At 65.7% G+C, this 26,773-nt stretch carries 18 protein-coding genes; 7 read left to right on the top strand and 11 right to left on the bottom strand.

All coding sequences use genetic code 11. From position 1 onward, the window contains the following. Positions 1 to 14: 14 nt before the first annotated feature. From guaD to xdhA, 8 genes are read right to left on the bottom strand one after another with little or no spacing between them, the layout of a single operon-like run. Complete coding sequence (guaD, locus tag OPU71_RS00090) at positions 15 to 1,334, bottom strand: guanine deaminase (protein ID WP_267723737.1); 1,320 nt, start codon at positions 1,332 to 1,334, stop codon at positions 15 to 17. Further along, positions 1,331 to 2,713: an 8-oxoguanine deaminase gene (locus tag OPU71_RS00085; RefSeq protein ID WP_267723736.1), complete on the bottom strand. Its 1,383-nt coding sequence runs from the start codon at positions 2,711 to 2,713 to the stop codon at positions 1,331 to 1,333. Before OPU71_RS00085 ends, guaD begins: the two co-directional genes overlap by 4 nt. 55 nt (positions 2,714 to 2,768) lie before the next feature. Then, on the bottom strand, positions 2,769 to 3,695 hold the full coding sequence (locus tag OPU71_RS00080; protein WP_267723735.1) for an ABC transporter permease: 927 nt from the start codon (positions 3,693 to 3,695) through the stop codon (positions 2,769 to 2,771). Further along, a complete protein-coding gene (locus OPU71_RS00075) occupies positions 3,692 to 4,786 on the bottom strand; it encodes an ABC transporter permease (RefSeq protein WP_267723734.1) in 1,095 nt (364 codons plus the stop codon). Before OPU71_RS00075 ends, OPU71_RS00080 begins: the two co-directional genes overlap by 4 nt. Further along, positions 4,776 to 6,332 carry an ABC transporter ATP-binding protein gene (locus OPU71_RS00070; protein WP_267723733.1) on the bottom strand — a complete coding sequence of 519 codons (1,557 nt, stop codon included), beginning with the start codon at positions 6,330 to 6,332 and terminating at the stop codon, positions 4,776 to 4,778. The genes OPU71_RS00075 and OPU71_RS00070 overlap by 11 nt, the downstream gene beginning before the upstream one ends. Next, on the bottom strand, positions 6,329 to 7,351 hold the full coding sequence (xdhC, locus tag OPU71_RS00065; RefSeq protein ID WP_267723732.1) for a xanthine dehydrogenase accessory protein XdhC: 1,023 nt from the start codon (positions 7,349 to 7,351) through the stop codon (positions 6,329 to 6,331). The genes OPU71_RS00070 and xdhC overlap by 4 nt, the downstream gene beginning before the upstream one ends. Beyond that, the gene (gene xdhB / locus OPU71_RS00060) at positions 7,348 to 9,660 is read right to left on the bottom strand and encodes a xanthine dehydrogenase molybdopterin binding subunit (protein ID WP_267723731.1); all 2,313 of its coding nucleotides are present in this window, start codon (positions 9,658 to 9,660) and stop codon (positions 7,348 to 7,350) included. The genes xdhC and xdhB overlap by 4 nt, the downstream gene beginning before the upstream one ends. Further along, positions 9,657 to 11,120, bottom strand: coding sequence for a xanthine dehydrogenase small subunit (gene xdhA, locus OPU71_RS00055; RefSeq protein WP_267723729.1), 1,464 nt, complete (start codon positions 11,118 to 11,120; stop codon positions 9,657 to 9,659). The genes xdhB and xdhA overlap by 4 nt, the downstream gene beginning before the upstream one ends. A 272-nt stretch (positions 11,121 to 11,392) precedes the next feature. Here xdhA and OPU71_RS00050 point away from each other — a divergent pair, with 272 nt between their 5' ends. Both OPU71_RS00050 and OPU71_RS00045 read left to right on the top strand, forming a co-directional pair. Next, the gene (locus OPU71_RS00050) at positions 11,393 to 12,466 is read left to right on the top strand and encodes a BMP family ABC transporter substrate-binding protein (protein ID WP_267723727.1); all 1,074 of its coding nucleotides are present in this window, start codon (positions 11,393 to 11,395) and stop codon (positions 12,464 to 12,466) included. A gap of 100 nt (positions 12,467 to 12,566) precedes the next feature. Beyond that, on the top strand, positions 12,567 to 13,070 hold the full coding sequence (locus OPU71_RS00045) for a nucleoside deaminase (protein WP_267723725.1): 504 nt from the start codon (positions 12,567 to 12,569) through the stop codon (positions 13,068 to 13,070). Positions 13,071 to 13,324: 254 nt separating this feature from the next. On the opposite strand, the gene OPU71_RS00040 is transcribed toward OPU71_RS00045, so the two are convergent. Then, positions 13,325 to 13,981 carry an SOUL family heme-binding protein gene (locus OPU71_RS00040; RefSeq protein WP_267723723.1) on the bottom strand — a complete coding sequence of 219 codons (657 nt, stop codon included), beginning with the start codon at positions 13,979 to 13,981 and terminating at the stop codon, positions 13,325 to 13,327. Between the two features lie 354 nt (positions 13,982 to 14,335). On the opposite strand from OPU71_RS00040, the gene OPU71_RS00035 reads away from it, so the two are divergent. Together OPU71_RS00035 and OPU71_RS00030 are read left to right on the top strand one after the other, a co-directional pair. Next, entirely contained in the window at positions 14,336 to 17,074 is a 2,739-nt protein-coding gene (locus OPU71_RS00035) for a G8 domain-containing protein (protein WP_267723721.1), read from the top strand. Continuing rightward, positions 17,064 to 17,408, top strand: a complete 345-nt coding sequence (locus OPU71_RS00030; RefSeq protein WP_267723719.1) for a hypothetical protein — start codon at positions 17,064 to 17,066, stop codon at positions 17,406 to 17,408. Before OPU71_RS00035 ends, OPU71_RS00030 begins: the two co-directional genes overlap by 11 nt. 46 nt (positions 17,409 to 17,454) lie before the next feature. On the opposite strand, the gene OPU71_RS00025 is transcribed toward OPU71_RS00030, so the two are convergent. Next, positions 17,455 to 19,359, bottom strand: a complete 1,905-nt coding sequence (locus OPU71_RS00025) for a B12-binding domain-containing radical SAM protein (protein ID WP_267723717.1) — start codon at positions 19,357 to 19,359, stop codon at positions 17,455 to 17,457. Positions 19,360 to 19,586: 227 nt separating this feature from the next. Between OPU71_RS00025 and OPU71_RS00020 the strand changes: the two genes are divergently transcribed. The 3 genes from OPU71_RS00020 to OPU71_RS00010 all read left to right on the top strand — a co-directional run bounded on the left by OPU71_RS00020 (position 19,587) and on the right by OPU71_RS00010 (position 26,310). Further along, on the top strand, positions 19,587 to 20,777 hold the full coding sequence (locus OPU71_RS00020) for an ROK family transcriptional regulator (RefSeq protein WP_267723715.1): 1,191 nt from the start codon (positions 19,587 to 19,589) through the stop codon (positions 20,775 to 20,777). Between the two features lie 166 nt (positions 20,778 to 20,943). After that, positions 20,944 to 23,829, top strand: a complete 2,886-nt coding sequence (locus OPU71_RS00015; protein WP_267723713.1) for a type VI secretion system Vgr family protein — start codon at positions 20,944 to 20,946, stop codon at positions 23,827 to 23,829. A 6-nt stretch (positions 23,830 to 23,835) separates the two neighbouring features. Beyond that, complete coding sequence (locus OPU71_RS00010) at positions 23,836 to 26,310, top strand: hypothetical protein (RefSeq protein ID WP_267723711.1); 2,475 nt, start codon at positions 23,836 to 23,838, stop codon at positions 26,308 to 26,310. On the opposite strand, the gene OPU71_RS00005 is transcribed toward OPU71_RS00010, so the two are convergent. Then, positions 26,307 to 26,773: formylglycine-generating enzyme family protein (locus OPU71_RS00005; protein ID WP_267723708.1), on the bottom strand; the 467-nt coding region annotated here is incomplete at its 5' end. The two genes, OPU71_RS00010 and OPU71_RS00005, sit on opposite strands and share 4 nt — an antisense overlap.

Genomic DNA, 26,773 nt, shown 5'->3' with positions numbered 1-26,773 from the left:
GGGCGCCACTTCGTTCAATCGCGCCGATACACCGGGCGGCCCATCGAATGGGTCGCCACCACGCAGCGCTCGTCACCCAGGGTCTGCAGTGCGAACAGGCGCTCCGGCAGCGTTGAGGCAAGCGAGATCCGCCATGCCATTTCCTCGGTGGCATACAGGTCCAGCACAACGAAGTCCGCCTCCTTGCCGGCTTCAAAGTTGCCGATGAAGCGGTCGAGCCCCAAGGCCCTGGCGCCCCCAAGCGTGGCCAGATACCAGGCCGAAAGCGGCGCCAGCGGCTGCGCGCAGAACTGCGACACCTTGTAGGCCTCGCCCAGCGTGCGGATCAGCGAGAAGGAGGTGCCGCCGCCCACATCGGTCGCCAGCCCCACCGCCATGCCCGCATCGCGTGCGGCACCGTAGTCGAACATGCCGCTGCCGAGGAACAGGTTTGAGGTGGGGCAGAAGGCGGCCGCGGTGCCGCTGTCGGCCATCCACTTGCGTTCGGCTTCGTCCAGATGCACGCAGTGGCCGTAGATCGTGCGCGGGCCGATCAGGCCGTGGTGCGCATACACATCGAGGTAGCTGCGGCGATCAGGGAACAACTCGCGCACCCACTCGATCTCGCGCTTGTTTTCCGCCAGGTGCGATTGCACATGCAGATCCGGCCATGCGGCGTACAGCGCACCGGCCACGTCCAATTGCTGCGGCGTCGAGGTGGGCGCGAAGCGCGGGGTCAGCGTGTAGCGCAAGCGGCCGTGGTTATGCCAGCGCTCGATCAGCGTGCGGCAGTCGCGCTCCGCACTGGCGGCGGTGTCGCGCAGGGTGTCCGGGCAGTTGCGATCCATCATCACTTTGCCGCACAGCATTCGCAGTTTGTAGTGCTGTGCCGCTTCGAAGAAAGCATCCACCGAATGCGGATGGACGGTGGCGAATACCGATGCGGTGGTGGTGCCATGCGCCAGCAGCCGCCGCACCACGAATTCGGCACATTGGCGCGCCACCGCCGGGTCGGAAAAGGCGGATTCGGCGGGGAAGGTGAATTCGGTGAGCCAGTCGATCAGCTGCCGCCCGAAGGAGCCCAGCACACCGACCTGCGGGTAGTGGATATGCGTGTCGACGAGGCCCGGCAGGATCAGGTGGCCGCGGTAGTCGTGCATCTGCGCATGCGCGCGCGCTGCGGGGTCCAGCGTTGCTGCAATAGCTTCCCAATCACCCACCGCGCGGACATGGCCGCCTGCGATCAGCAGTGCGCCGTCCTCGAAGAACTCGCAGGCCGACGCATCGTCGGCCGGCCCCGGGTCGCGCAGGAAGTGGAGCACCGCGCCGCGGACAAGGTGGATCTGCTGTTTCATGCGTGGCCCCTCGCAAGTGCAATCGCGAAGCGCTTATGGCGCTCCAGCACGCGCGGCAGGTCGATCGTCGTCAGTTGCCCTTCCCGCACCACCACGCGGCCGTTGATCACCGACAGGCTCACCTGCGGCGGCGTGCAGAATAGCAGGGCGGCGACCGGATCGTGCACCGCGCCGCCCGCAAGGCTGACGCCGCCTGTGGAGAACGCGACGCAGTCGGCGCTCATGCCCGGTGCGATCGCGCCGATGTCGTCGCGCCCCAGCACGCGTGCGCCGCCCAGCGTTGCCAGTTCCAGCGCCTGGCGTGCGCTGAGTGCAGCGGGGCCATGGCCCACGCGCGCCAGCAGCATCGCCTGCCGCGCTTCGCCCAGCATGTGCGCGCCGTCGTTCGATGCCGAACCATCCACGCCCAGGCCCACCGGTACGCCCGCCGCCCGCATCTGCGGAATCGGCGCAATGCCAGAGGCCAGCCGCATGTTCGAGCAAGGGCAGTGCGCCACACCGGTGCCGCTGCGCGCGAAAAGCGCAATGCCCGGCGCATCCAGCTTCACGCAGTGCGCATGCCACACATCCTCGCCGGTCCAGCCGAGCGATTCGGCGTACTCGGCCGGCGTCATACCGAAGACTTCGCGGCTGTACGAGATGTCCTTGTCGTTCTCGGCCAGGTGGGTGTGCAGGCGCACGCCGTAGTGGCGCGCCAGCTCGGCCGATTCGCGCATCAGCTCGCGCGACACCGAGAAGGGCGAGCAGGGCGCCACCGCCACATGCAACATCGAATGCCGCCGCGGGTTGTGCCAGGTTTCGATCAGGCGCCGCGTATCGGCGAGGATCGCGTCCTCGCGCTCCACCACTTCGTCTGGCGGCAAACCGCCCTTCGACTGGCCCACGCTCATGCTGCCTCGGCACGCGGTGAAGCGCATGCCGATCTCCTGCGCGGCGGCGATCGAATCGTCGAGCCGGCTGCCGCTCGGATAGATGTAGAGGTGGTCGGACGAGGTCGTGCAGCCGGAGAGGATCAGCTCCGCCATCGCCGTCTGCGTCGAGACATGGATCATCTCCGGCGTCAGCCCGGCCCACACCGGGTAGAGCGCGCGCAGCCAGTCGAACAGTTCCGCGTCCTGCGCCGCGGGCATCGCGCGGGTCAGGCTCTGGTACATGTGGTGATGGGTGTTCACCAAGCCGGGCATCAGCACATGGCCGCGCAGGTCGATTGTTTCGTCCGGCGCCACACCGGCGTGCGCGCACAGCGCGGCGAGTTCATCAGTCGTGCCGACGGTTTCGATCACGCCATCGCGAATCAGCACCGCACCGTCCGCGATCTCGCGGCGCGCAGCATCCATCGTCAGCAGCACATCGGCGTGCTGCAGCAAAAGGGTGGTCATCGTTCAAGTCCTGCGCGGCGACGCTTCACATGGCGTCGCCGGATTGGTTGGGGAATCAACGCCCCGGCACAAAGCTCTTGCCGAGCGAGGCCGGCAGGTTCAGTTGCAGCAGCTTGCGGTCGCGCGAGATCAGCACCAGCACCACGATGGTGGCGATGTAGGGCAGGGCGGAAAGCAGTTGCGAGGGTAGCCGCACGCCAAGCGCCTGCGCATGGAACTGCAGGATCGTGACGCCGCCGAAGAGCCACGCGCCAAGCAGCAGGCGGCCGGGTTTCCACGTCGCGAACACCACCAGCGCCACCGCGATCCAGCCGCGGCCGGCGCTCATGTTCTGCACCCACAGCGGGGTGTAGACGGTGGAGAGGTAGGCGCCGGCGATGCCTGCCATTGCGCCGCCGAACAGCACTGCGCCGTAGCGGATTGCGAACACCGGAAAGCCCAGCGCATGCGCCGACTCGGGCGACTCGCCGACCGCGCGCAGCATCAGCCCCAGCTTGGTCTTCGCCAGCACCCACCAGACGATGCCGAAGAACACGAAAGAGAGGTACACGCCCATGTCCTGCTTGAAGAAGACCGGGCCGATCAGCGGAATCGACGAGAGCAGCGGCAGCGCCACCGGCTTCAGGCCGGGCAGGCTGTGGCTGACGTAGTGCTGGCCGATGAAGGCTGACAGCCCGATGCCGAAGATCGTCAGCGCGAGCCCGGCGGCCGACTGGTTCGCCGCCAGAGAGAGCGTGATCACCGCAAAGCACAGCGCGGCAAGCGTGCCGGCCGCCGCGCCGGCAAGGAAGCCGACGCCTGCGCCGCCACCGGTTTCCACCGCCGCCGCGAACCCCGCGACGGCACCGATCAGCATCATGCCTTCGACGCCAAGGTTGATGACGCCGCTGCGCTCGGCGACCAGTTCGCCGAGGCCGGCGTAGATCAGCGGCGTGGCGGCTGCCAACGTGCCGGCGAGAATCGGGATCAGTACTTCGATCATGGCAGAGCCTTTCTGGCGAGGGCCGCGGCGCGGCGCTTCTCGAGCGGTTTGCGCAGGCGGAATTCGATGAACACGTCGCAGGCGAGCAGGAAGAACAACAACATGCCCTGGAAGATGCCGGTGATCGCCGCGGGCGTCTGCAGCGCCATCTGCGCCGCTTCGCCGCCAAGGTAGATCAGTGCCATCAGCAGGCCCGAGAAGACGATGCCGACCGGGTGCAGGCGGCCGATCCAGGCGACGATGATGGCCGCGTAGCCGTAACCCGGTGAGATGTTCAGGTTCAGTTGCCCGACCGGGCCGGCGACTTCGCCCACCCCGGCCAGCCCTGCCGTGAGGCCGGAGAGCACCAGACTGAGCCACACCGTGCGGCTGGCCGGAAAGCCCGCGTAACGCGCTGCCTGGGGCGCGAGCCCGCCCACCGTGACCTGGTAGGCAAGGAAGCTCTTCGATACGAAGATCCAGAACAGCAGCACCGCGGCGATGGTGATGAAGACCGAGGTGTTCAGCCGCAGGCCTTCGAACAGCATCGAGAACAAGGCGGCATCGCCGAACATCACCGACTGCGGAAAATTCATTCCGCCCGGATCGCGCCACGGGTCGCTCACCAGCCACGAAAGGATCAGGTTCGCGACGTAGGCAAGCATCAGCGTGGTGAGCGTTTCTTCGGCGTTGAAGCGCGTTTTCAGCAGCGCCGGAATCGCACCCCACAGCGCGCCGCCGATCGCGCCCGCCAGCACCATCGTCGGCAGCAGCCAGGCGCTTTGCGAATCCTGGAAGGCGATCGCGACGCCGCCGCCGAAGACGGCGCCCATGATCAACTGGCCCTCGGCGCCGATGTTGAAGATGCGCGCGCGGAAGCCGATCGCCAGCCCCTGCGCGATCAGGATCAGCGGGGCGGCCTTGAGCAGCAGTTCGCTCCAGCCGTTGGCGTCGGCCAGCGGCCCGATGAAGAGCACATGGAAGGCTTCCTGCGGATCCTTGCCGAGCGCGATGAAGAGCAGGGCGCCGACCCCGAGGGTGAGCAGGATCGCAAGCAGCGGCGCGGCAAGCCGCATGCCGCGCGAGGGCGTGGCGCGGGGTTCAAGCAGCATGGGTGCTCTCCGGCGTGGGTTGGGCGAAAAGGCCGGACATCGCAAGCCCGATCGCTTCGGCATTGGTCTGCTCGCGCGGCACTGCGGGCGAAAGGCGCCCGCCCGCCAGCACCGCGATGCGGTCGCAGATTTCGAACAGTTCTTCGAGCTCTTCCGAGATCACCAGCACCCCAACCCCGCTGCGCGAGAGATCGATCAGGGTCTGGCGCAGGAAGGCCGACGCGCCGACATCGACGCCCCAGGTCGGCTGGGCGACGATCATCACCTTGGGCGTTTGCATGATCTCGCGCCCGACGATGAACTTCTGCAGGTTGCCACCCGAGAGGCTGCGCGCCTGCGCCGCCGCGCCCCCGCAGCGCACGTCGAAGCGTTCGATGCAGCGCTGGGCGAAGTCGCGCGCCGCAGCGAAGCGGCGCAGTCCGTGGCGCACCAGGTCCTGGCGGTGCGCGGTCAGCAAGGCATTGTCGGCGAGCGACATCGCGGGCACCGCGCCGCGGCCAAGGCGTTCTTCCGGCACGAACGAGAGCCCGCGATCGCGCCGCGCGCCGGCATCGCGATGGCCCACGGCCTCGCCGCACAACTGCACCATTTCGCGCGCGACCGGCGTTTCGCCCGACAGCGCAGCGAGCAGTTCGGCCTGCCCGTTGCCCGAGATGCCAGCGATGCCAACCACCTCGCCGCTGTGAACGGTGAGTGCGATGTCGGAAAGGCGGGTGCCGAAGGCGTCGTCCGGCTCGCGCGACAGGGCGCGGATCTCCAGCAGCGGCTTGCGTTCGCCCTCGAAGACCGGGGCTTCGCAGTGCGGCAGTTCGCGGCCAATCATCATGCGGGCGAGGCTGGCCGAACTCTCCTGCCGCGGGTTGGCTTCACCGGTGACGCGGCCGCCGCGCATCACGGTGGCGCGTTCGCACAGCTCGCGGATCTCGTCGAGCTTGTGACTGATGTAGAGGATGCTGACGCCCTCGCTGGCAAGCTGGCGCAGCGTCTCGAACAGCTTGCGCACCGCTTGCGGCGTGAGCACCGAAGTCGGCTCGTCGAGAATCAGCAACTGCGGGTTCTGAAGCAGGCAGCGCACGATCTCCACCCGCTGCCGTTCGCCCACAGAGAGGCTGTACACATGGCGCAGCGGATCGAGCGGCAGGCCGTAGCGCTTCGACACCTCGCTCACCTTGATCGCGAGGCTCGCGAGATCGAATTCCCCGCCCAGCGACAACGCGATGTTCTCCACCACCGTCAGCGTTTCGAACAGCGAGAAGTGCTGGAACACCATGCCGATGCCCAGCGCGCGCGCGGCGGCCGGATCGGGGATATCGACCTGACGGCCGTTCCACATGATCTCGCCCATGTCGGCTTTCACCGCGCCGTAGATCACCTTCATCAAGGTGCTCTTGCCGGCGCCGTTCTCGCCCAGCACGGCGTGGATCTCGCCGGGCCGCACGACCAGGCTCACATCGTCGTTCGCCAGCACCGAGGGGTAGCGTTTGGAGATGTGCAGCAACTGCAGGCGCGGCTCGCCGTGGAGCGGAATCGGGGGCTCTGGGTTCATCGCTGGGTTCCGTTGGAATTGCAGTGGGCGTCGGCCAAAGCCGATGCCGCGTGTTGCGAGGCGCGTTGCAGCAGCAGCCGGGTCTCGCGCTGTTGCAGCAGTTGGGCCGCCACGCCGATGGCGATGGATTGCGGCAGCTTGCTCTGGATGCCCGCGATGCCGATCGGGCAGGTGAGTTCTTCAAAGCGCTCGGTGCCGATGCCGCGCTCGAAGAAGCGATGCTCGAAGCGCGCGCGCTTGGTGGCTGAACCGATCAGGCCGAAGTATGCCAAGTCCTTGCGGCGGTAGATCGCGAGGCACAGATCGAAGTCCAGCGCATGGCTGTGCGTCAGCACGATGAAGCAGGTGCCGGGCGGGGCGTCGGCCACCGCTTGCTCCGGCGCATCGGTGGTGAGCGTGCGGACCTTGGCCGGCAACTCGGCGGGGAACACATCGTCGCGTGTGTCGACCCAGTCGATCTGCGCGCCGAGCGGGGCGAGCACCCGAACCAGCGCTTCGCCGACATGGCCCGCACCGAAGATGCAGATCGGAAAGGGCGGTTCGCCGATCTGCTGCTCGAACTGCCAGCGGCCGTCCGCCTCGCGCACGAAGCCGGTGTGGGCATGCCCGCCGGGCAGCACTTGCCAGGCTGATTGCGCGTCGCCGCTGGCCACGCTGCGCGCCAAATGATCGCCGCGCGCAACGGCGGCTGCGCGGTGGCGCCACATCAGTGCGCTGTCGGGCTCGATCCGCTCGAACAGCAGCCACACCGCACCGCCACAGCACTGGCCAAGGCTGGCGCCGAGCGAGAAGCGCACCGTGCTCAGGCGGGTGCCATCACGCAGCAGGGCGCGCGCGATGGCGGTGGCTTCCCATTCGAGGTGGCCGCCGCCGATGGTGTCTGCCGTTTGCGTGGCGCTGACCACCATTGCCGCGCCCGCCTCGCGGGGCGTGGAGCCCTGCGCCTGCGCAACGGTGACGAGTACCAGTGGCCCGTCTGCGCCGAGCAGCGGCGGGATCTGGTTGAGCCAATTCTTCATGCCGCCTCCGCCGGTGTTTCAAGGCCTCCGATCGCACGCAGCAATGCTTCCGGCGTGGCGGGGGCTGACAGTGCAACCGGGCCACCGGTGGCTGCGGCGCAGGCATCGCGCAGCGCGAAGAACACCGACAGGCCCAACATGAGCGGCGGCTCGCCAACCGCCTTGGACTTGTGGATCGCGTCTTCCACGTTTTCACCTTCGAACAGCTTCACGTTGAACACCGGCGGGCAGTCGGACACGGCAGGGATCTTGTAGGTGGAAGGCGCATGCGTCATCAGCCGGCCATCGGGCTTCCACCACAGCTCTTCGCTGGTGAGCCAGCCCATGCCCTGGATGAAGCCGCCTTCGATCTGGCCGATGTCGATCGCGGGATTCAGGCTGCGGCCCACGTCGTGCAGGATGTCGGCGCGCAGCACGCGGCTCTCGCCGGTCAGCGTGTCGAGCGCCACTTCGGCGCAGGCGGCACCGTAGGCAAAGTAGTAGAAGGGCCGACCCATCATCGTCTGCGGGTCGTAGTGGATCTTGGGCGTGCTGTAGAAGCCGGCGTCCCACAACTGGATGCGGGCGCGGTAGGCCTGCGCGGCAAGCGCGGCGAAGGCGATGTCTTCGGTGCCGGCGACGACCCGCCCGCCGGCGAACACCACCTCGGTCGCGGCGACCGCGTTGCGTGCCGCGATGAAGGCCGCCAGCCGCGCACGGATCGCCTGCGCCGCCGCCTGCGCGGCCTTGCCGTTCAGATCGGTACCGCTGGATGCGGCGGTGGCCGAGGTGTTCGGCACCCGGCTGGTATCGGTGGGCGAGAGGCGCACATCCTCAACCGGCAATCCGAACTCATGCGCGACGATCTGGCGAATCTTGGTGTAGAGGCCCTGGCCCATCTCGGTGCCGCCGTGGGTGAGCAGCACGGTGCCGTCCGAATACACCGCCACCTGCGCGCCGGCCTGGTTGTACATCGTCGCGGTGAAGGAGATGCCGAACTTCACCGGCGTGAGCGCCAGCCCGCGCTTGATCACCGGGCTGCCCGCGTTGAAGCGCGCAATCGCCAGGCGCCGTGCGGCGTAGTCGCAGTCGCGCGCCAGTTGCTCGACCAGCGCGGGGGCGATGTTGTCCTCCACCTTCATGCCGTAGTGGGTGAGGTTGCGCTGCTCGCCGGCGCTGTCGCCGTAGAAGTTGATGCGACGAACGTCGAGCGGATCGCGGCCGAGGTGGCGCGCGATGTCGTCGATAATGGTTTCGATCGCGAACATGCCCTGCGGGCCACCGAAGCCGCGGAAGGCGGTGTTCGATACGGTGTTCGTCTTGCAGCGCAGGCTGCGGATCGCGACCGCGTCGAGGTAGTAGCAGTTGTCGGCGTGGAAGATCGTGCGGTCGTTGATCGGGCCGGAGAGGTCCGCCGAGAAGCCGCAGCGCGAGGCGAGCGTGAGCGCAAGGCCAAGGATCTGGCCTTCGGCATCGAAGCCGACGTCCCACTCGATGTGGAAGTCGTGGCGCTTGCCGGTGATCGTCATGTCGTCGTCGCGATCGAGGCGCAGTTTCACCGGCCGCTTGGTGTGCCAGGCCGCGAGCGCGGCGGCGCAACTGATCTGCGAGGACTGCGATTCCTTGCCGCCGAAGCCGCCGCCCATGCGCCGGCATTCCACACTGACCTGGTGCGCACGCCAGCCCAGCGCATGGGCGACCATGTGCTGCATCTCGGTCGGGTGCTGGGTGGAGACGTTCAGGTGGATCGTGTCGTCGTCGCGCAGCGTGGCGATCGCGATCTGGCCTTCGAGGTAGAAGTGCTCCTGCCCACCCAGGTCTACCGCGCCCTGCAGCCGGTGGCGGGCTGATGCCAGCGCGCTGACGGCATCGCCGCGATTCACCTGCACCGGCGGCAGCACCCAGGATTCGGCCGCCATCGCGGCTTCGGCGGTGAGCAATGCGGGCAGGGTTTCGAACTCGAACTTCGCGAGGCGTGCGGCGCGGCGCGCGGCGTCATGGCTGGTGGCGACGACGAGGAAAGCCGGCTGGCCCCAGTACTGCACCAGACCATCGGCGAGGATCGGGTCGTCGTGCAGTACCGGGCCGCAATTGTTTTCGCCGGGAATATCGGCGGCGGTGAGCACCTTGAGCACGCCGGGCGCGGCGCGCACGGCGGCCAGGTCCATCGCGGTGATGCGGCCGTGGGCCAGCGGCGCACTGCCGAAGGCGGCATGCAGCGCGCCGGCAGGCAGCGGCAGATCGTCGGTGTAGTGCGCGCGGCCGCTGACATGCAGGCGGGCGCTTTCGTGCGGCAGCGATGCGCCGATGACGGTGTGCGGGGCCTTCATGCCAGCACCTCTGCGATGCGGGTGGGCACGACGCTTGCACCACCGGTTTCGAGCCAGAAGCGCCACAGCAGGTTGCGCGCGGTCGTGCTGCGGTAGCCGCTGCTGGCGCGCATGTCGGTCAGCGGCATGTAGTCGGCGCAGAGCGCCAGCATCGCGCTGCGCACCGTGTCGGCCGACCAGGGCTGGCCCTTCAGCGCGGCTTCGCAGCGGCGCGCGCGGCTTGGCGTGGCGGCCATGCCGCCGTAGGCGACGCGGGCGGACTGTACGAGGCCATCCTCAACCCACACTGCGATGCCAGCGCAGACGGCGGAGATGTCCTGATCCGCGCGTTTGCTGACTTTCCAGGTACGGAAGTGGGTGGGGGCGGAGGCGCCAAGCGGCACGCGCACCGCGCGCACAAATTCGCCCGGCTGCAGGGCGGACTTCTGGTAGCCCAGGTAGAGGTCTTCGAGCGCGATCTCGCACGTGGTGTCGCCGTGTTGCAGCACGACCGACGCGCCGAGCGCGATCAGGCCGGGCATCGAATCGCCGATCGGTGAGCCGTTGGCGATGTTGCCGCCCAGCGTGCCGGCGTTGCGGATCGGCATCGATGCAAAGCGTTCGGCGAGTTCTTGCCAAGCCGGCTGTGCATCGGTGAGCGCGGCGAAAGCCTCGGTGAGCGTGACGCCGGCGCCGATCAGCAGATGCTGTGCTTCACGGGTGACGGTACGCAGCTCGGCAACCGCACCGAGGTAGACCAGATCGGGCAGCGCGCGCATCTGCTTGGTGACCCATAGGCCGATGTCGGTGGAGCCGGCGAGCAGGCGTGCTTGCGGGCGGGCGGCGTAGGTCTGGGCGAGTTCGGCCACCGTGCGCGGCGCCGTGAAATGTGTGTCGCCGCAGTGGTAGTCGAGCGCGGGCAGCGCGGCGAGTTGATCGAGCGCGGCACGCACCGGGGCGCGATCGAGCTCGATGCGCGGCTGCGCGCGGGCGGCGGTGGCGGCATCGATGATCGGGCGGTAGCCGGTGCAGCGGCACAGGTTGCCCGAGAGCAGGCTGAGCGTTTGATCGCGAGTCGGCGCGGCGGGGCGGGTTTCGTAGTCGGCCCACAGGCTCATCACGAATCCGGGGGTGCAGAAGCCGCACTGCGAACCGTGGCAATCGACCATTGCTTGCTGGACCGGATGCAGTTCGTTTCCCTTGGCAAGGTCTTCCACTGTGAACAGTGCCTTGCCGTCGAGCGTGGGCAGGAACTGGATGCAGGCGTTCACCGCGGCAAGGCGCAGGCCGCCGGGCGCGGTGTCATCGCGTTCGCCGACGACCACGGTGCAGGCGCCGCAGTCGCCTTCGGCGCAGCCTTCCTTGGTGCCGGTGGCGCAAGCATCTTCGCGCAGCCATTGCAGCACGCTGCGGGTGGCGGGCTGGCCGCTGATCGTTTGCACTGCGCCGCGGAAATAGAACTGGATCGGTCGTGCAGTCATGGGTGTTCTCGGTGGCGCAAACGCCTTTGCGCTAGGGTGGTTCGAACTTATCAGTTGTGTCGGCGATGCGAATCCCGCCAGGGCGGATAGGGGTTATCCGCCTGCGCTTATGAAGGTGCGCGTGGCTCCGGCCCGGGCGGGCGACCTGCGCTGGACGAATAAGCTTCATAAGCGCTGCGGGATAGGTTGTACGCAGCGGAGTCGCTACAGTCCAATCCAGTCCGCAGTCCGGTCGTCCGGCGCGCGGCCCCCATCCAACAGGAGAGCGTTCAATGTCCCGATTCAAGTGTCTTGCGGCCGGCCTCGCGCTGGCCCTGGGTATCAGCAGTGCCGCGCAGGCGGCTGATCCGCTCAAAGCCGGCTTCGTCTACATCGGCCCGACCGGCGACCACGGCTGGACTTATTCGCACGATGTCGGCCGCAAGGAAGTCGATGCCAAGTTCGGCGACAAGGTGAAGACCCAGGGCATCGAGAACGTGCCCGAAACGGCCGATGCCGAGCGCGTGATCCGCGATCTGGCGACCAAGGGCAACAAGCTGATCTTCGCCACCTCGTTTGGTTACATGAACCAGATGGAGAAGGTCTCCAAGGCCTTCCCGAAGACCATCTTCATGCACGCCACCGGTTACAAGACCGGGAAGAACCTGGGTACCTACGATGTGCGCACCTATGAAGGCGCTTACATGCTGGGTGTGGTGGCCGGCAAGATGACGAAGAACGGCAAGCTCGGTGTGGTCGGTTCCTTCCCGATCCCGGAAGTGATCCGCAACATCAACGCCTACACGATCGGCGCGCGCAGCGTGAACCCGAAGGTCAGCACCCGCGTGGTGTGGGTGAACACCTGGTTCGATCCGGGCAAGGAGCGTGAAGCCGCACTGACCCTGATCGCGCAGGGCGCGGATGTGCTGATGCAGAACACCGATTCGCCGGCCATCGTGCAAGCCGCGAAAGAGAAGGGCGTGTATGCCTTCGGCTGGGATTCGGACATGAGCAAGTTCGGCGACAAGGCGCACCTGGCGGCATCGGTGCTGCACTGGGGCATCATCTACAACGAGACGGTTGAGAAGGTGCTGGCTGGTACCTGGAAGCCGACCCCGATCTGGTACGGCGTGAAGCAGGGCGCGGTGAACATCGAAGCCTTTGGCCCGGCGGTGCCGGCCGATGTGAAGAAGCTGGCCGAAGAGCGCCGCGACGGCATCAAGGCCGGCACGCTGCACCCCTTTACCGGACCGCTGAAGGACCAGGCCGGCAAGGAATTCCTCGCCGCCGGCAAATCGATGCCCGACAGCGATCTGGCGAAGATGAACTTCTATGTCGAAGGTGTGGAAGGCACGGTGCCGAAGTAAGCGGGGTGTAGCAGTCAGATCCCGAACTGGAGACGCCCGGCGCTGCCGGGCGTTTCTGCTTCATCCATCCTGAATCCTTGAACTGACGAGAGGTGCATGCATGCGCTACCCCGCCCAGGGCCTCGACCCCACCCACGAGCAGATCCTGCGCCATCTGCGCCGTTCCAACGCGGTGGCAGAGCGCGCGGTGAGCCTCGGCCATCACCCCTTCGGCGCGATCCTGGTCGGGCCCGATCAGGAAACCGTGCTGCTGGAGCAATGCAACATCGACACGGTGAACCACGCGGAGTCGACGCTTGCGCGCATCGCCGCCACGAACTTCAGCGCCGAATACCTGTGGGGCTGCACGCTCTACACCGCAGTTGAACCGTGCTGCATGTGCGCTGGCACCGCGTACTGGGCAAATATCGGGCGCGTGGTGTTCGGCATGACGGAGACTGCACTGCTGCGCGCCACCGGCAACCATTCGGAAAACCCGACCCTGAGCGTTTCATCCGAATACGTGTTCGCGCACTCGCAGAAGCCGGTGATCCTGATCGGCCCGATTCCCGAGATCGCGGCGGAAACGATCGCGATGCAGCAGGCCTTCTGGGCGGTGCGTTAGGGAAGAGCTGAATAGGTGGCTGCGACGGCCCATCGCTGCGTTAGGGAAGGCCTGAATAATTGGCTGCGATGGCGCATCGCTGCGTTGCGGCGTGCTCGCTCCCGCGCCTATCCCTTTGATATGTCTTGGTCGCTGCGCGCGCCGCGCCTTGCGCTGCATCCCTCTCGCTCACTTATTCAGACCTTCCTTAGGGCGTGCTCACTCCCGCGCTGATCGACCAGATATGCCCTGGTTGCTGCATCCGCCTCGCTCACTTACTCAGAGCTTCCCGAGTTCAGCTTCAACCAGATCTCGTTGCGCCGCATGAACCAGGGCACGAAGGGGGCGTCGTAGCGTGAGTAGATCGGCGCCCCGGTGGTCTTGAGCCCGGCGTCGGCGATGCCGCGTTCGAGCTTTGCAAGATGCTCCTGATAGTTGCGCGCCGACCAGGTGCCCGAGTAGCGGATCACCGCGAACTGACCGCCACTCACTTCCCTGAGCTTGATCTGCGGATCCAGCGGCAAGGGAAGGGTGTCGAGCGTGTATTCGGCGGGCATCGCAAATTGCACGATGTAGCCTGCATCGGTGGCGCTCTGCGCGACCGGCGCGGTCATCGCTATCTTCGCGGGGGCGGGGGTCTGCGTGACCGGTGCCGTCATCGTGATGCGGCGCTCGCCCTGGTTCTTGCCGAAGATGTAGCTGGCGAGGATGCGGAAGCCCTGATTGCCGGCCTCTTCGCTGGGCCCAGGCACAAGCGCTTCGGCCACCAGATAAGGGGCGTACTCGCGTATCTCGAAGCCATCGAGTGCGCGTACCACGGTAAATGCCGGTTCTTCGATTGCGCGGGCCATGGGGGGTGTCAGCAGCAGTGCAATGCTCGCCGCGGCGGCGACAAGGTGTTTCATGCGAGTCAGCGTGCGCGTGTTGCTCATCTCGTCTCGGTGGGCCGGGTCAAAGATTCGGGCGTCCGGGCGCGGCGCGAACCTGCCCGGCGCGAGGCGCTCAACCGTGCCGGTGAGACCGGTGGCTGCGGCGTTTGGTTCCTGGTCTCGTGCCGCGAGGGATGCGTGCCTGCCGTGCCCGGCTGATTTCTCTGTCTCGGCAGGGGGCTGGTCTGGCTTGGCATCGCTGGTGTGTCGCTGCCGTGGCAGGGGCGCGATGTGCTCGCGAGCCGCATGGCAATGGCATCCGACGGCCGGTTTCCGGCCGGGTGACAGGCGGTCTGCCGCCCGGCTGCAGCGTGGCTAGAATCCGGCCCTATCCCCGTTCCAGAGAATGACATTGTGATGCCGCCTCGCGCCCTGCTTCCCGCTTTCCGTGCCCATGCGGCCTCAATCGCGCTGCTGCTCACACTGGCTGCCTGTGGCGGTGGTGGTGGCGGTGACACCGGGCCAAGCGCTCCCGCGCCGACGCCTGCGCCGCCCGTCTCGGAGCCGGGCGGTGACTTGCTCCGCTGGTCTGATCTGAAGACCTGGGGCGGCGTCCGTCTGCCGCAGGCCGGTGAAGTGGTGGTGATTCCGGCTGGCATGCGCGTTGCACTCGATGTCGACCCGCCCGAACTGGGCGGACTGGTCATCGACGGCAGTCTGGAAGCGGTCGCGCGCGATACCCGCCTCACTGCGGCCTACATCACTGTGGCGGGGCGCTTGTCGATCGGCTCGGCAGCGCAACCCTTCCAGCATCGGGCCGAGATCACGCTGACCGGCGCGCCGGGCGCGAGCGTGCTGGGCGTCAGCAGCCGCGGCTTGATCCTCAACGGCGGTACGGTGGAAATGGTGGGTGAGGCGCCCGCGGTGGCCTGGACCCAGATCAATGAACACGCCGAGGCGGGCAGTCGCGCGCTGGTGCTTAAGGAAGCGGTGAGCTGGCGGGCTGGCGATACGATCAGCATCGCCCCGACCGACTACTACGGACTTGCCAGCACCGAGCGCCTGACGCTTGCCGACAACAGCGCCGGCAATCGGCTGCAACTCGGTTCGGCGCTCGCGCAGTTCCACTGGGGGCGGCTGCAGTACGTGACCCGCAAGGGCATGAGCCTGAGCCCCGATCCGGACTTCGTGCCACCCGCCACGCCCTTCCCGACCGAGCTGGATCAGCGCGCGGTGGTGGCCAACCTGAGCCGCTCGATTGTCGTGCAGGGGGCCGACGATGCGGCCTGGCGCACGCAGGGTTTGGGGGCTCACATCATGGTGCTCGACAGCCGCTCGCACCTGAGGCTGGACGGCGTGGAGATCCGCCGCGCCGGGCAGGCTGGCAGCATGGGGCGCTATCCGGTGCACTGGCACATGCTCAGCTATGACGAGGCCGGCAACGTGAAGGCGGACCTCCGCGACAACTACATCCGCAACAGCAGCGTGTGGGACAGCCGCAACCGCTGCGTGGTGATCCACGGCACCAATGGCATCGAGGTCAAGAACAACATCTGCCATGACATCACCGGCCACGCCTTCTTCCTTGAAGACGCGGTCGAGCGGCGCAACCTGTTCGAGCGCAACCTCGCGCTCAAGGTGCGCAACCCCGCGCCAGAGCAGCGCTTGCAGACCCACGAGGGGCCGGTGTTCCAGGGCGGCTCATCGGGTTTCTGGCTGACCAATCCGGACAACGTGGTGCGCCACAACTGGGCGGCCGATGCCGAGGGCAACGGTTTCTGGCTCAGCTTCCCGCATCGGCCGGTGGGTCTGTCCAAGCATGTGAAGATGATGCCGGATCGCGTCCGGCACGGCGTGTTCGAGTACAACACCGCGCACAGTAATCAGCGCCCTGGTGTGATGCTCGAATGGGTGCCGATCAACGATGCCGGTGACGTGGCGCTCAACAAATATGTTCCAACCAGCGATGAGGGCGACGATCGCTACGCCGAGAATCGCATCCGCTTCGAACTCAAGCGTGTCGCGTCGTGGAAGAACCTCGAAGGGGCTTATCGCAATCGCGTATCGGCGCCGGACTACACCGAGTGGGTCACCGCCGACAACGTTGGCACCTACTTTGCCGGCGCCGGTGACGACGGCTGGATTACCCGCAACCTCGTGGTCGGCACCAGCCTGAACAACCGCCATCCGTATCCGAACCCGGAGGACACCCCGGTCGCCTTCGCCAGCTACCACAGCACCTTCAACATGACCCGCAACGTCATCGTGAACATGCCCTTCGTGCCGGGCAAGGCCAGTGGTGTATTCCGCACCGACGACTACTACATCACCGCGGTCGACAAGGGCACCGTGCGCAACGGTCAGAACATGCTGATCGACGCCTATCCCGGCTATCGCGAACTCTCGCCGCAGCTGCGCAACCCGGTGCCGGATCGCGAGCATTGGGCACTGGCCGGTGCGCTGTGGGATCCGCATGGCTACTGGGGGCCTGCCGGCAACTACACGGTCTTCGACATCCCGTTCCTCACCCACGGCGCGACCTGCCAGCCGGTTGAACCTGCCGGCCAGAACGGCGTCACCTGCAGTGGCGAGTTCTACGGCGTGGGTGATTTCCTCACCGACTTCGATACCAACCGCTTCAGCTTTGGCGCACCGATCGAGGTGATCCGGCAGTCGGACCAAGGGGCGGAGATTGATCGCTGGCGCATTGCGGACGGTAGCGTTTCGAACAAGCTTGGCAACATGCGCCACTTCGCGGCGCGCCCGGGCGGGCAGTATGTGCTGAGCTTCCCGGGCAAACCCCTGCCCAAGCGGTTCGAGATGTCGGTTTCGAATGCCTATCGCGCGGGCGACAGTTTCGTCATGGCGGTTGCTTACGGCGGGCGTGACACTCCGCTCGCCTACACGGTCGCCTCGGTCTACAACCGCGCCAACCCTTACACGCCGGAGGCCGGCAGTGCCCAGCGCCGCGAGCTGACCGCCGCCTCAAGCCTTGCCCAAGTCAAGGCGAGCGCGGGCGACCGCTACTGGATCGACCGCAGCACGCAGCGCATCTGGTTCAAGTTCAAGGGCGGGCTGGCCGGGTACGAGAACCTCACGCCGAATTCTGACGACGACTTGTACCGTGGCTACTCCGTGGTCATCCATGGCGACTAGCCACGCCTGGTGCGCCGCATTGCTGGTGCTGGCCGGCTGCGGCGCCGACCCCGGCCCGCGGCAGTCAGCCCTGGATGCGATGAAATCGCAGTGCGTGAATGACATGGTCGCGTCCACCTGCCGTGTCATGCAGGGCCCGTCGCGCGCGCAGATTCCGGGCGAGGCGACGACGGTGCTGGTTGCGGGCCTGGGGCCGATTGACGCGTCGCTCTACCGCCAGTTGCGCGAGCAGGGCGACAGCATGTGCCAGCATGTGGTCACGGTTTGCGAGCGCGACTGGCAGGGCGGAAGCTGCCAAGCCGCACGCCGCCTCTACGGGCAAAAAGCCCTTTGAATCCGGCGCGGGCGGCGCGTTGCCGGAAGGCCCGGGTCTGGCCGCTTCAGCGCAATGCGTTGCTGACGAAATGCCGCGGCACCCGCGTGCGCGGCACCCGTGTGCTGAACCAGCTGCGCACGTCTTCATCCAGCCCGATGCCGTGCATGTAGTTGTAGAGCGCCTTGTTCAGCGCCTTGCCCAGCACATCATGATCGACCCCGGTCGGGTCGATGAAGCCGATGTCGTTCTTCGCGAAGCTCACCGGTGGCAAGGGCACGAGTTGTACGCCGAATGCTTCGGGGTTCTGGCCCACAGGCGAATGCACCGTGCATGAGAAGCGGTGGAAGAAGCCGGACTGGATGCAGCCGGCCTCGAACAACTGCCGCACGTATTCCAGCGCGTCCACCGTGTCCTGCACCGTCTGCGTCGGGAAGCCGTACATCAGGTAGGCGTGCACCAGGATGCCGGCTTCGGTGAAGGCGTTCGTGACCCGCGCAACCTGATCGACCGACACCCCCTTCTTCATCAGGTTCAGCAAACGGTCTGACGCGACTTCGAGTCCGCCGGATACCGCGATGCAGCCGCTCTGCGCGAGCAGTTGGCACAGCTCGGGCGTGAAGGACTTTTCGAAGCGGATGTTGCCCCACCACGAGATCGAACGGTTCTGATCCACCAGAGCCTGGGCCAGCGCCTTGAGCGACTTGGGTGGCGCCGCTTCGTCGACGAAGTGAAAGCCGCTCTGGCCGGTTTCGGCGACGATTGCGTCGATGCGTTCGACCAGCGTGGCGGCCGAGGCGCCGTCGTAACGCGAGATGTAATCGAGGCTCACATCGCAGAAGCTGCACTTCTTCCAGTAGCAGCCGTGCGCCACGGTGAGCTTGTTCCAGCGCCCGTCCGACCACAGCCGGTGCATCGGGTTGAGCATGTCGAGAATCGAGAGGTAGCGATCAAGCGGCAGGCCATCCCAAGTGGGGGTGCCGACTTCCGCAAAGGCGATGTCGGGCTCGACGAAGTTCACATAGCGCACCGCCTGCGTTTGCGCATCGCGCAGGTAGGTGCGCACCAGCCGTTGCTGCGAGCGGCCACCCTTGAGGTGATCAATCAGCGCAAGCAGCGGGCGCTCGCCGGCATCCAGCGTGACGTAGTCGAAGTAATCGAACACGCGCGGCTCGCTCAGCTCGCGCAATTCGGTATTCGCAAAGCCGCCACCGAGCACGGTGACGATGGCGTGGTTGTGCGCCTTGATTGCCTGCGCGATGCGGAAGGCGCCATACACCGAGCCAGGGAAGGGCACCGAGAGCAGCACCAGCGTGGGCTGGTGGCGTTCGATCGCGGCCAGTGTCAGCGTGCGCAGGGTGTCGTCGACCAGCGTGGGCGCCGCGGCCAGTGCGTGCGCGAGCGGGTCGAAGGTCGGCTGACTCTGTGCCAGCGATTCGGCGTAGCGGACGAACTCGAAGCGCGGGTCCACCGCATCGCGCAGCACGTCGGCAAGGTCGTTCAGGTACAGCGTGGCGAGGTGGCGCGCGCGATCCTGCATGCCCAGCGAGCCAAAGGCCCAGGCCAGCGGATCGCCGCCGTCCGGGTCGATGTACACCTCCAGCGATTCAAAGCGCGCGCCTTCGGGCAGGAAGTTGCGGCCGCAGATGCGGTGCGCGATGGTTGGATCACGGCCTTGCAGAAAGGCCACAGCGGGCGCAATCGTCGCGGCGTAACGATCAAACTGCGCCATGAAGCCGGCCACCTGCTGACTGCGCTTGCGTTCCGGAATCGTCTCGATCACCGCGCGGATGCGCTGGAGCCCATCGCCGGAAAACAGATCGAGCACCAGCGCCAGCGCCAGGTCCTCCTGCACCGCATCAATCCCGCGGGAGCGCAGAAAACCGGTGAGGTAGGCACTCGAAGGGTAGGGCGTGTTGAGTTGCGTCATCGGTGGAATGACGGACAAAACGCGAATTTCCGGGGGCTGCATCGGTGCCAAAGCAGGCGTCCTGATCTGAAAACGTTGGCAAAATCGCAATCTCCACCGTCCGAATTGTCAGAAACTTCAAATTCGTACGGAAGACCTTCAATTTTAGCCCTTGAACTGCGATAGGTCTCCAAACTCGCGCGAATGAGTAGAATGTCGCCACAACGAAGCCTATCGTTGCCCCGAATTTGGCGATTTTTCTAACCGCCTCCCTCTTTACAGGATGCTTCATGCCCATCACCGGTGACCAAACGCTCCTCAAGCAACTCAATCGCATGGCGATCGTGCGTTGCGTGCGACAGCGGGCCGGCCAGTCGCGTGCCGATCTGGCCAAGGAAACCGGTTTGACCAAATCGACGGTCAGTTTGCTGGTGCAGGAACTGATCGATGAAGGCTGGCTGCAGGAAAACGCAATCCAGATCACCGGTGCACTGGGCCGCCGGCCGACGCCGCTGGTGGTCGACCCGAGCCGCCTGGCCATGGTCGGGGCCGAGCTGGGCGTCGATTTCATTCATGTTGTCGGTGTGTCGTTGGTGGGCGAGATCATCTCGTACAGCAAAGAGCCGGTCGTGGGCGTCGATCCGAAGACTGTGCTGGGGCGACTTGGCGCCATGCTGATTCAGGAGGTTGCAATCGTTCGCGACGCGGGTCGCAAGGTGCTTGGCATCGGGGTTGGATTGCCGGGCGCGATGGACGAAGCTGCCGGCTTGTTGAAGGTGGCGCCCAATCTTGGTTGGCGCCGTGTCGATGTTGCGAGCGTCTTGCGCGCTGCGTTGGCTGACGCGGGCCTGTCCGCTTTGCCGCTGTGGATGCAGAACGAAGCCGATGTCGCCGCGCTGGGTGAGTTCGAGTTCGGCGATGCGCCGGTGCGTGATCCGCTGGTCTACTTGAGCCTGGGCATCGGGGTGGGTGCCGGCATTGTTGTGAATGATCGCCTGTTCAGTGGGGCGGCCGGGTTTGCCGGCGAGGTCGGGCATAGCATTCTGCAAGTGGCGGGCCCGCGCTGCTCTTGTGGCCGGGAAGGCTGTGCCGAGGCGTTTATCGGCTTGCGTGCCGTGGCGCAACAAGCGGCACAGCAGGGCGAAGAAGGTCCGTCGGTCGCGGCGCTGGCCGATCGGATCGCTCACGCCGAGCCGCAAGCCGTGTCCGCCGCCGCGCGTGCCGGGCACTACCTGGGGGTGCTGATGCAGAATCTCTGGACAACCTTCGATCCGGGCCGATTCGTCCTGGGTGGACCCACCTGTGAGCTTGGCGCGCCGATGCTCGATGCCGCGCGTGAAACCCTCAGCCGCTACGCGCGCGACGCAGGCGTGCCGATGCCCGAAGTGCGACTCTCGCGCTACGGCTCGCGTGCGGTGGCCGCCGGTGCCGCCGCCATGGTGCTGCACAAGATCGTCCGTCCGCTGCAGAAAACCGCCTGACGCGCCCTGCAAATGTGCGGCCCCGCGCCTGAGCGCCGGCTGCCTTGCCCCGTGGCGCCGCGCGCCGCCCAAGTCGACACAAAACCCGCCGCATTTCACAGGGCGGACTATGCCGTTGCGATATGCTGATGGCCTCTTTTGAGCCACGCCAACACGGAATCAGCCCATGCCCGGCTTCGCCCTTTCCGGACTGCTGTCGCGCAGTTTTTCCGACGCCAATCGCCTGCTACGCCTGAGCACGCCGCTCGGCCGCGATGCGCTGCTCGTCGAAACCGCGCAGATCCGCGAATCGGTGGGCGGCGGTGGCTTCGCGATCGAGTTGCTCCTGCTCAGTGAGGACGCGCACATCGCGCACAAGTCGCTGGTCGGCCAGCCGGTGAGCCTGCGCCTGCTCACCGATGGCAGCGCCGGCCCGCTGGAGCGTCCGTTTCATGGTCACGTCACCGGATTTGGCCTGCTCGGCTCGGACGGTGGCCTTGCCCGTTACCGCATGCGGGTGGAGCCCTGGCTGGCCTTCCTCGGCCACAACCTCGACAGCTGGGCCTTTGCTGATCAGAACGTCGTCGCGATCCTCGACGAACTCTTCACCGGCTGGCAGGGCCAAGGCACGCTTGATCCGCGCTGGCGCTGGGATCTCTCCGAACCCGATGCGCTGCTGCCGCGCAGCCTCTGTGTGCAGGCGGGCGAAAGCGATCTGGCCTTCGTCGAACGCCTGCTCGCCGAAGAGGGGCTGTTCTACTGGTTCGAACATAGCGATGACGCGCACACCCTGGTGATCGCCGATCACAACGGTGCTTTTGCTGAAACCGCCAGCGTGCGCTATCACCGCGCTGATGCCACCGAGCAAGCCGACACCGTGCAGCGCGCCAGCCCAATCGCACGCACCGTGCCATCCGGCGTGCGCCTCGCAAGCTGGGACTACCGCGCTAGCCAGCGACTCAGTGCAGAAATGGCCTCCGCAACCAGTGCGCCGGCCGAACTCCTGCGCAGCGACACCCCTGGCCTCTACAGCTTCCCCTCGCAGGAAGCGGGCGAGCTGTATGCCAAACGTCAGCTCGAAGCCTGGCAAGCACGTGCCGAGCAAGTCCGCCTCGGTAGCACCCTGCGCCGCCTCGCACCGGGTCAGCGCATCGAACTCACTGACTCACCGCTGAGCGGCGAGTTCGATGTCACGGGTGTCAAACTCGCCGTGCTCGAAGTTGAACACCGTGCCCGCAACAACCTCGCCGCCGATGTCCTTGCGCAGATCGAAGCGCGGCTGGGCCCGATCAGTGGCCTCGCGCGTAGCCAGGGCGTGGTGCGCAACGACAGCAACACCGCGCTGTACCAAAACCGCGCGCTGGCCATCGCCGCCGAGCGGCCCTACCGCCCGCTCGACCGTAACGAACACGGCGCGCGCATCCACCCCAAGCCGACCGTGCGCGGCCAGCACACGGCCATCGTCGTGGGCGTCTCCGGCACCCCGCTCACCGCAGATCGCGATGGCCGCATCAAGATTCAGCTGCCGTGGCTGCGCGGTAGCAACAGTGCCAGCCGCCTGCCGCATGTCAGCGGCGAAGACAACGCCCCCGCCAACGAATCGGTCGGCACTTGGGTTCGCGTCGCCAGTGCCATCGCAGGCGACAACTGGGGCGCGCATTTCACCCCAAGACTTGGGCAGGAAGTTTTGGTCGAGTTCTCCGAAGGGGATGTCGATCGCCCCATCGTCGTCGGGCTTGCCTACAACGGCCGCGGGCAAGAGAACGCGCAGGGCAATCAGGTCGCTGCCGGCAGTGCCAACGCCACCGGCAATGCGCCAGCCTGGTTCCCCGGCACGGCCGGCGCCCATGCGCACAAACCCGTGTTCTCCGGCATCAAGACCCAGGCGCTGGCGACCAGCCAATCCGGCAGCGGCGGCCACAACGCCCTGGTGTTCGACGCCACGCCGGAACAGGACGGGCTGCGCCTCTCGACCACGCAACACGACAGTCGCCTGCAGCTGGGGCACCTGCGGGCACAAACCGACAACGCCCGTGAAGCCGCCCGCGGCCACGGCGCGGAACTGGCCACCAGCGCGGCCGGCGCCGTGCGTGCTGGACAAGGCCTACAAGTCTCAGCCGGCGAATCTGGCCACCGTGGCATCGCGCATATCGACGCAGCGGGCGCCACCAGCGTTATCGAATCGAGCCAGGAACTCGCCATCGCGCTCGCCAAGGCTGCCAACACCTCCAAGGCCAAGCTGCCCAAAGACGCCGCCGATCCCAAACAGCGGCCACCGCTCGAAGGCTGCGCCGAGCAGGCCAAGGATCTGGCGGAAACCACCGTTTGCCAGCAAGGCCCGGCCGGCATCGCCGGCGGTACCGGTACGGTCACCGCCTGGGCCGCGCCGCACCTTTCGCTGTACGCAGACGCTGGCATCGCCCTTGGCACCCCGGCGCACAGCACCACCGTCGCCAACCACCTCACCGTCATCGGCGGCCAGACGTTCGAAGCTGCCGCGCAAGGTGCGATCCGCTGGGCCAGCGGCGCCGGCCTCGTGCTCTACACCGTCGGCAAGAAGCCTGAAGGCACTCGCCCGATCACCGACACCGGCATCAAGCTGCACGCCGCCGCCGGCAAAGTCACCGCCCACGCTCACGACAACATCGCTACCGTCGCCGCGCAAAAGCAAGTCACCGTCGCCAGCACGCACGCCAGTATCCAGGTCAGCGCCAAAAGCCACGTCCAGCTCACTGCAGCAGGCGCGGCGATTCAGATCAAAGGCGGCAACATCACCCTCACGGCACCGGGCAGTGTGAAATTCAAGGCGAGTCAGAAGAATCTCACCGGGCCGGCGAGTGCGAGCAGTTCGGCGAGCTTGGCCAAAGGTGATGCCGCGCTTGAGCGCTTGCAACGCCTCGATGAGCAGTTTGTATTGCGCGACAAAGAAAGCAATGAGCCGCTTGCTGGCGCACCTTATCGAATCGTCGATGAGTCGGGCGCGGTCGTGGCTTCGGGTGTTACCAACCAAGAAGGCCGTACTCGTCGTGTGCGCAGCGCTCGGGGTGGCGTACTAAAAGTTTTCTGGGGTTAATCAGCAATGTCGTCAACCACAAGCTCACCGACCACCACTGGCGCCGAGACGCCGCTGGCGACCGGCCAGTACAACACCCGGAAAGGCAGCACTGTCGACGCCCACGTTGCACCCGAGCCGATGGGTTTCCTTCGACTTGATACCGGCGAAGTGATATTCGTCCCCGCTGCCGATAGCGCGCTTGTCAACAACGAGTTCGATCGTTGGAACAGGCTGATGCATGAGCAACTGCTTGCCAATCAAGTTTTGTCGCTCGCGGATGAGCGGCTCAACGAGATCGCCATTGCAAAGGGCAGGAATCCGAGATCTGTTCCTGCCGACGTTGAAGCTGAGGCGCGCAAGTGTCAGGGGTGGGCTATCCAGTGGCGTGAGGAGGCTACGGAAGCGGTGCGGAAAGAATTGCAACGGCTCGACAAGCTCGATGGTGCCGGCAAGAAGCTGATTGAGCTTGTGCCCTTGGTCGAAAAGGCGGGTGACAAGCCATACATGGTCAAGAAAGACGACAAGAACGGCCAGTGGCAGCGCGACAAACTTGACTTGAAGCAGGCATGGAGCATCAGCGGCGCAGCGGGGCTCCGCAGCCACTTCAAGCAGTTAGATCGGTACAGCGGTGTGGGCCCGCTACGCGTCATGGGCTCCGACAAACTTAAAGCGAACTGGCCAAAGTTCAAGGATGCGAAATCCACGAAGTGGGCCGAGGTTTACAAGAAGGACGAGCGAACCGGCAAGCGCGTGATTGACCGGAAGAAGATGCGTACCTACTTGGGCGAACAGGTTCAGAAGGTCAAGCTGAGCAGCAGTGATTTCGTGAAGCTCGAAATCAGCAACGTCGGAACGCTCGGGCCAGAAGCGCTCGCGAACTGGAACGAACGGGCCCATACAAGCAAAGAAGGCGTACTCAAGTACGGCGATACGCAAATCGCAGACATCGATTTTTCCGCCGAAGCAGCTGCAATGCGCTACTACAGCGGCGGCAGCCTCAAGGCCGAGATCGCGCCACTGCAAGGCAACGTCTGCTTCAAGGCCGAGGGGAGTGCCGAGGTGGCTTTTGCAGAGGGCAAGATGGACGGTCACCTGTACCTGCCGTCCAAAGCTGGCCTGATGCTCTACTACCTTGATCTTGAGCAGTTCGCGGAGATGTCGGCCGGTAAGGCAGTTGATACGGCTCGCTATGACATGGGGGCGATTCGTCTCGTTGTTGGTGCAGAACTCAAGGGGCTGCTGGGTGTGAGCCTGGCAGGCGAGGTTTCAATCGGCGTGGCCATGAAGGATGTTGAGGCGACTGATGTCGACGGCGGCAAGAAGCCTGGCCGGATGCCGGCTGTCCGCGGGTCACGCAAGAAGCCTAAGCGGACTCAGGCAGCCGATGTCACCGGCAAAGGAAGTGAGTGGAAGAACACGGCCGGCCTGAGCGCCGATGTGCAGTTCTTTGCTGGGGTCAAAGGTGGCCTTGAGCTGAAAGGCGCGCTTGAATGGCGCAACCCGCACAGCGCAGACAAGAAGTTCGAAATCCTCGCCTCGGTTGCGCCGGAACTCCAGGGCATGGCTGGCTTGGCCGGTGAGCTCAAGCTTGCGGTGGAGTATGTGGACGGCATCTTCCGCGTCACCGCCCATGCTGGCCTGTGCTTCGGCCTCGGCGCCGAAGGTACGGTGACGCTCGCCGTTGGCGCCAAGCAGTTGGCGAGTTTCCTTAGCTGGATCTACTATTCACTGCTGCATGTGCAGTTCAAGAACCTGAAGTACATCTCGATCGAAGCGTTCTCCGCGCTAAAGCAGCTTGGATACCTATTGGTCTGTGAGGCGGAGGCGGTGGAAAAGTACTTTGGCACCAAGCTTCAACGGCTCGGGGAACTCTGCGACGACATTGACGAGGCCTTTTCCAAGGCGCGTGCGTGCCTTGCGCTCGCTGATCGAATCATTGCTAATCCAACGCAAGTGCGCTTTAGCACACCGGAGAGCAAGGGCATGCTGATTTATCAGCTGACCCGACACAGCGCCGCTAACTGGGCGCAGGACGGTTATGGTCTGCTCGACGACTACCTCCCGCGGCAACGCCAAGCGGTGCTGCAGGTATTGGAGCAAACCACACTGAAGGCAGATCTGAAAAACGTCATCCAGCACATCGGGCCACGGGGCGAAAAGGGTGACCTTCGGGAGAGAGTGCGCAAGCTTGAGGAGTTCTTTGCGGTGGAGGGGCCGCGGGGGATGGATGTGCCGGGCACAAGAACTCGCTATGAAAAGGACTTCGAACGAATGCAGCGAATCCGCGGTATCGATCCGGCGGCATTCAGACGCGAAGTTGCAATGAACGGCGACTTCACTGGCTGGTACGAAGATACCTACGCCGCGCTGCGCGAAGACCATACCCGAGGATTCCCGGCAGAAGCCAACTCCTCACTGGCCTATGCGCTGCAGGAACAAAGCCGTGACCACCCACTGTTCGCGTCGGTTGATGGCGGCTTCTATGACACGACCGCTTAGCTGTCAGGGAGTGGCGACGCAGCGCAACGCACCGACGGAGAAGTGGAGTCTTTTGACTGGACCCTCTGGTCTTTGGCGTTGATGTACCAGCCCTCGGGGTCTTCGTTTCGCCGCCAAACTGACACACCGATTTTCAGGCTATCACCGTACTCCCAGCCCCGCACAACCTTGCGTGTGCCCGCGACTGGGCCAGCTGGATCCTGATTTGCTGATTGCTCGTAGGCTTTGGGCGCATACCAGTCCAGCACCCACTCCTTGCCGTTGTACTGCATGTCGTAGGCACCCAGAGGGTTGGGTGGAAACAGTCCGATCGGGTATCGCCAAAGGCGTCCTTGGTGCAGTCGCTCCGCCTGCGCTCCGTAGGGCACATTGCGTCCGAAATCGATGTGGCCGTCGTCGGTGGGAATCATGAAGAACTGCCCGCGGCTGCGCGCGGCGTATTCCCACTGCGCTTCTGTCGGCA

This window comes from Niveibacterium sp. 24ML (genome assembly GCF_026586805.1).
Taxonomy (GTDB): domain Bacteria; phylum Pseudomonadota; class Gammaproteobacteria; order Burkholderiales; family Rhodocyclaceae; genus Niveibacterium.
This window is presented reverse-complemented; position numbering and strand designations above follow the sequence as displayed.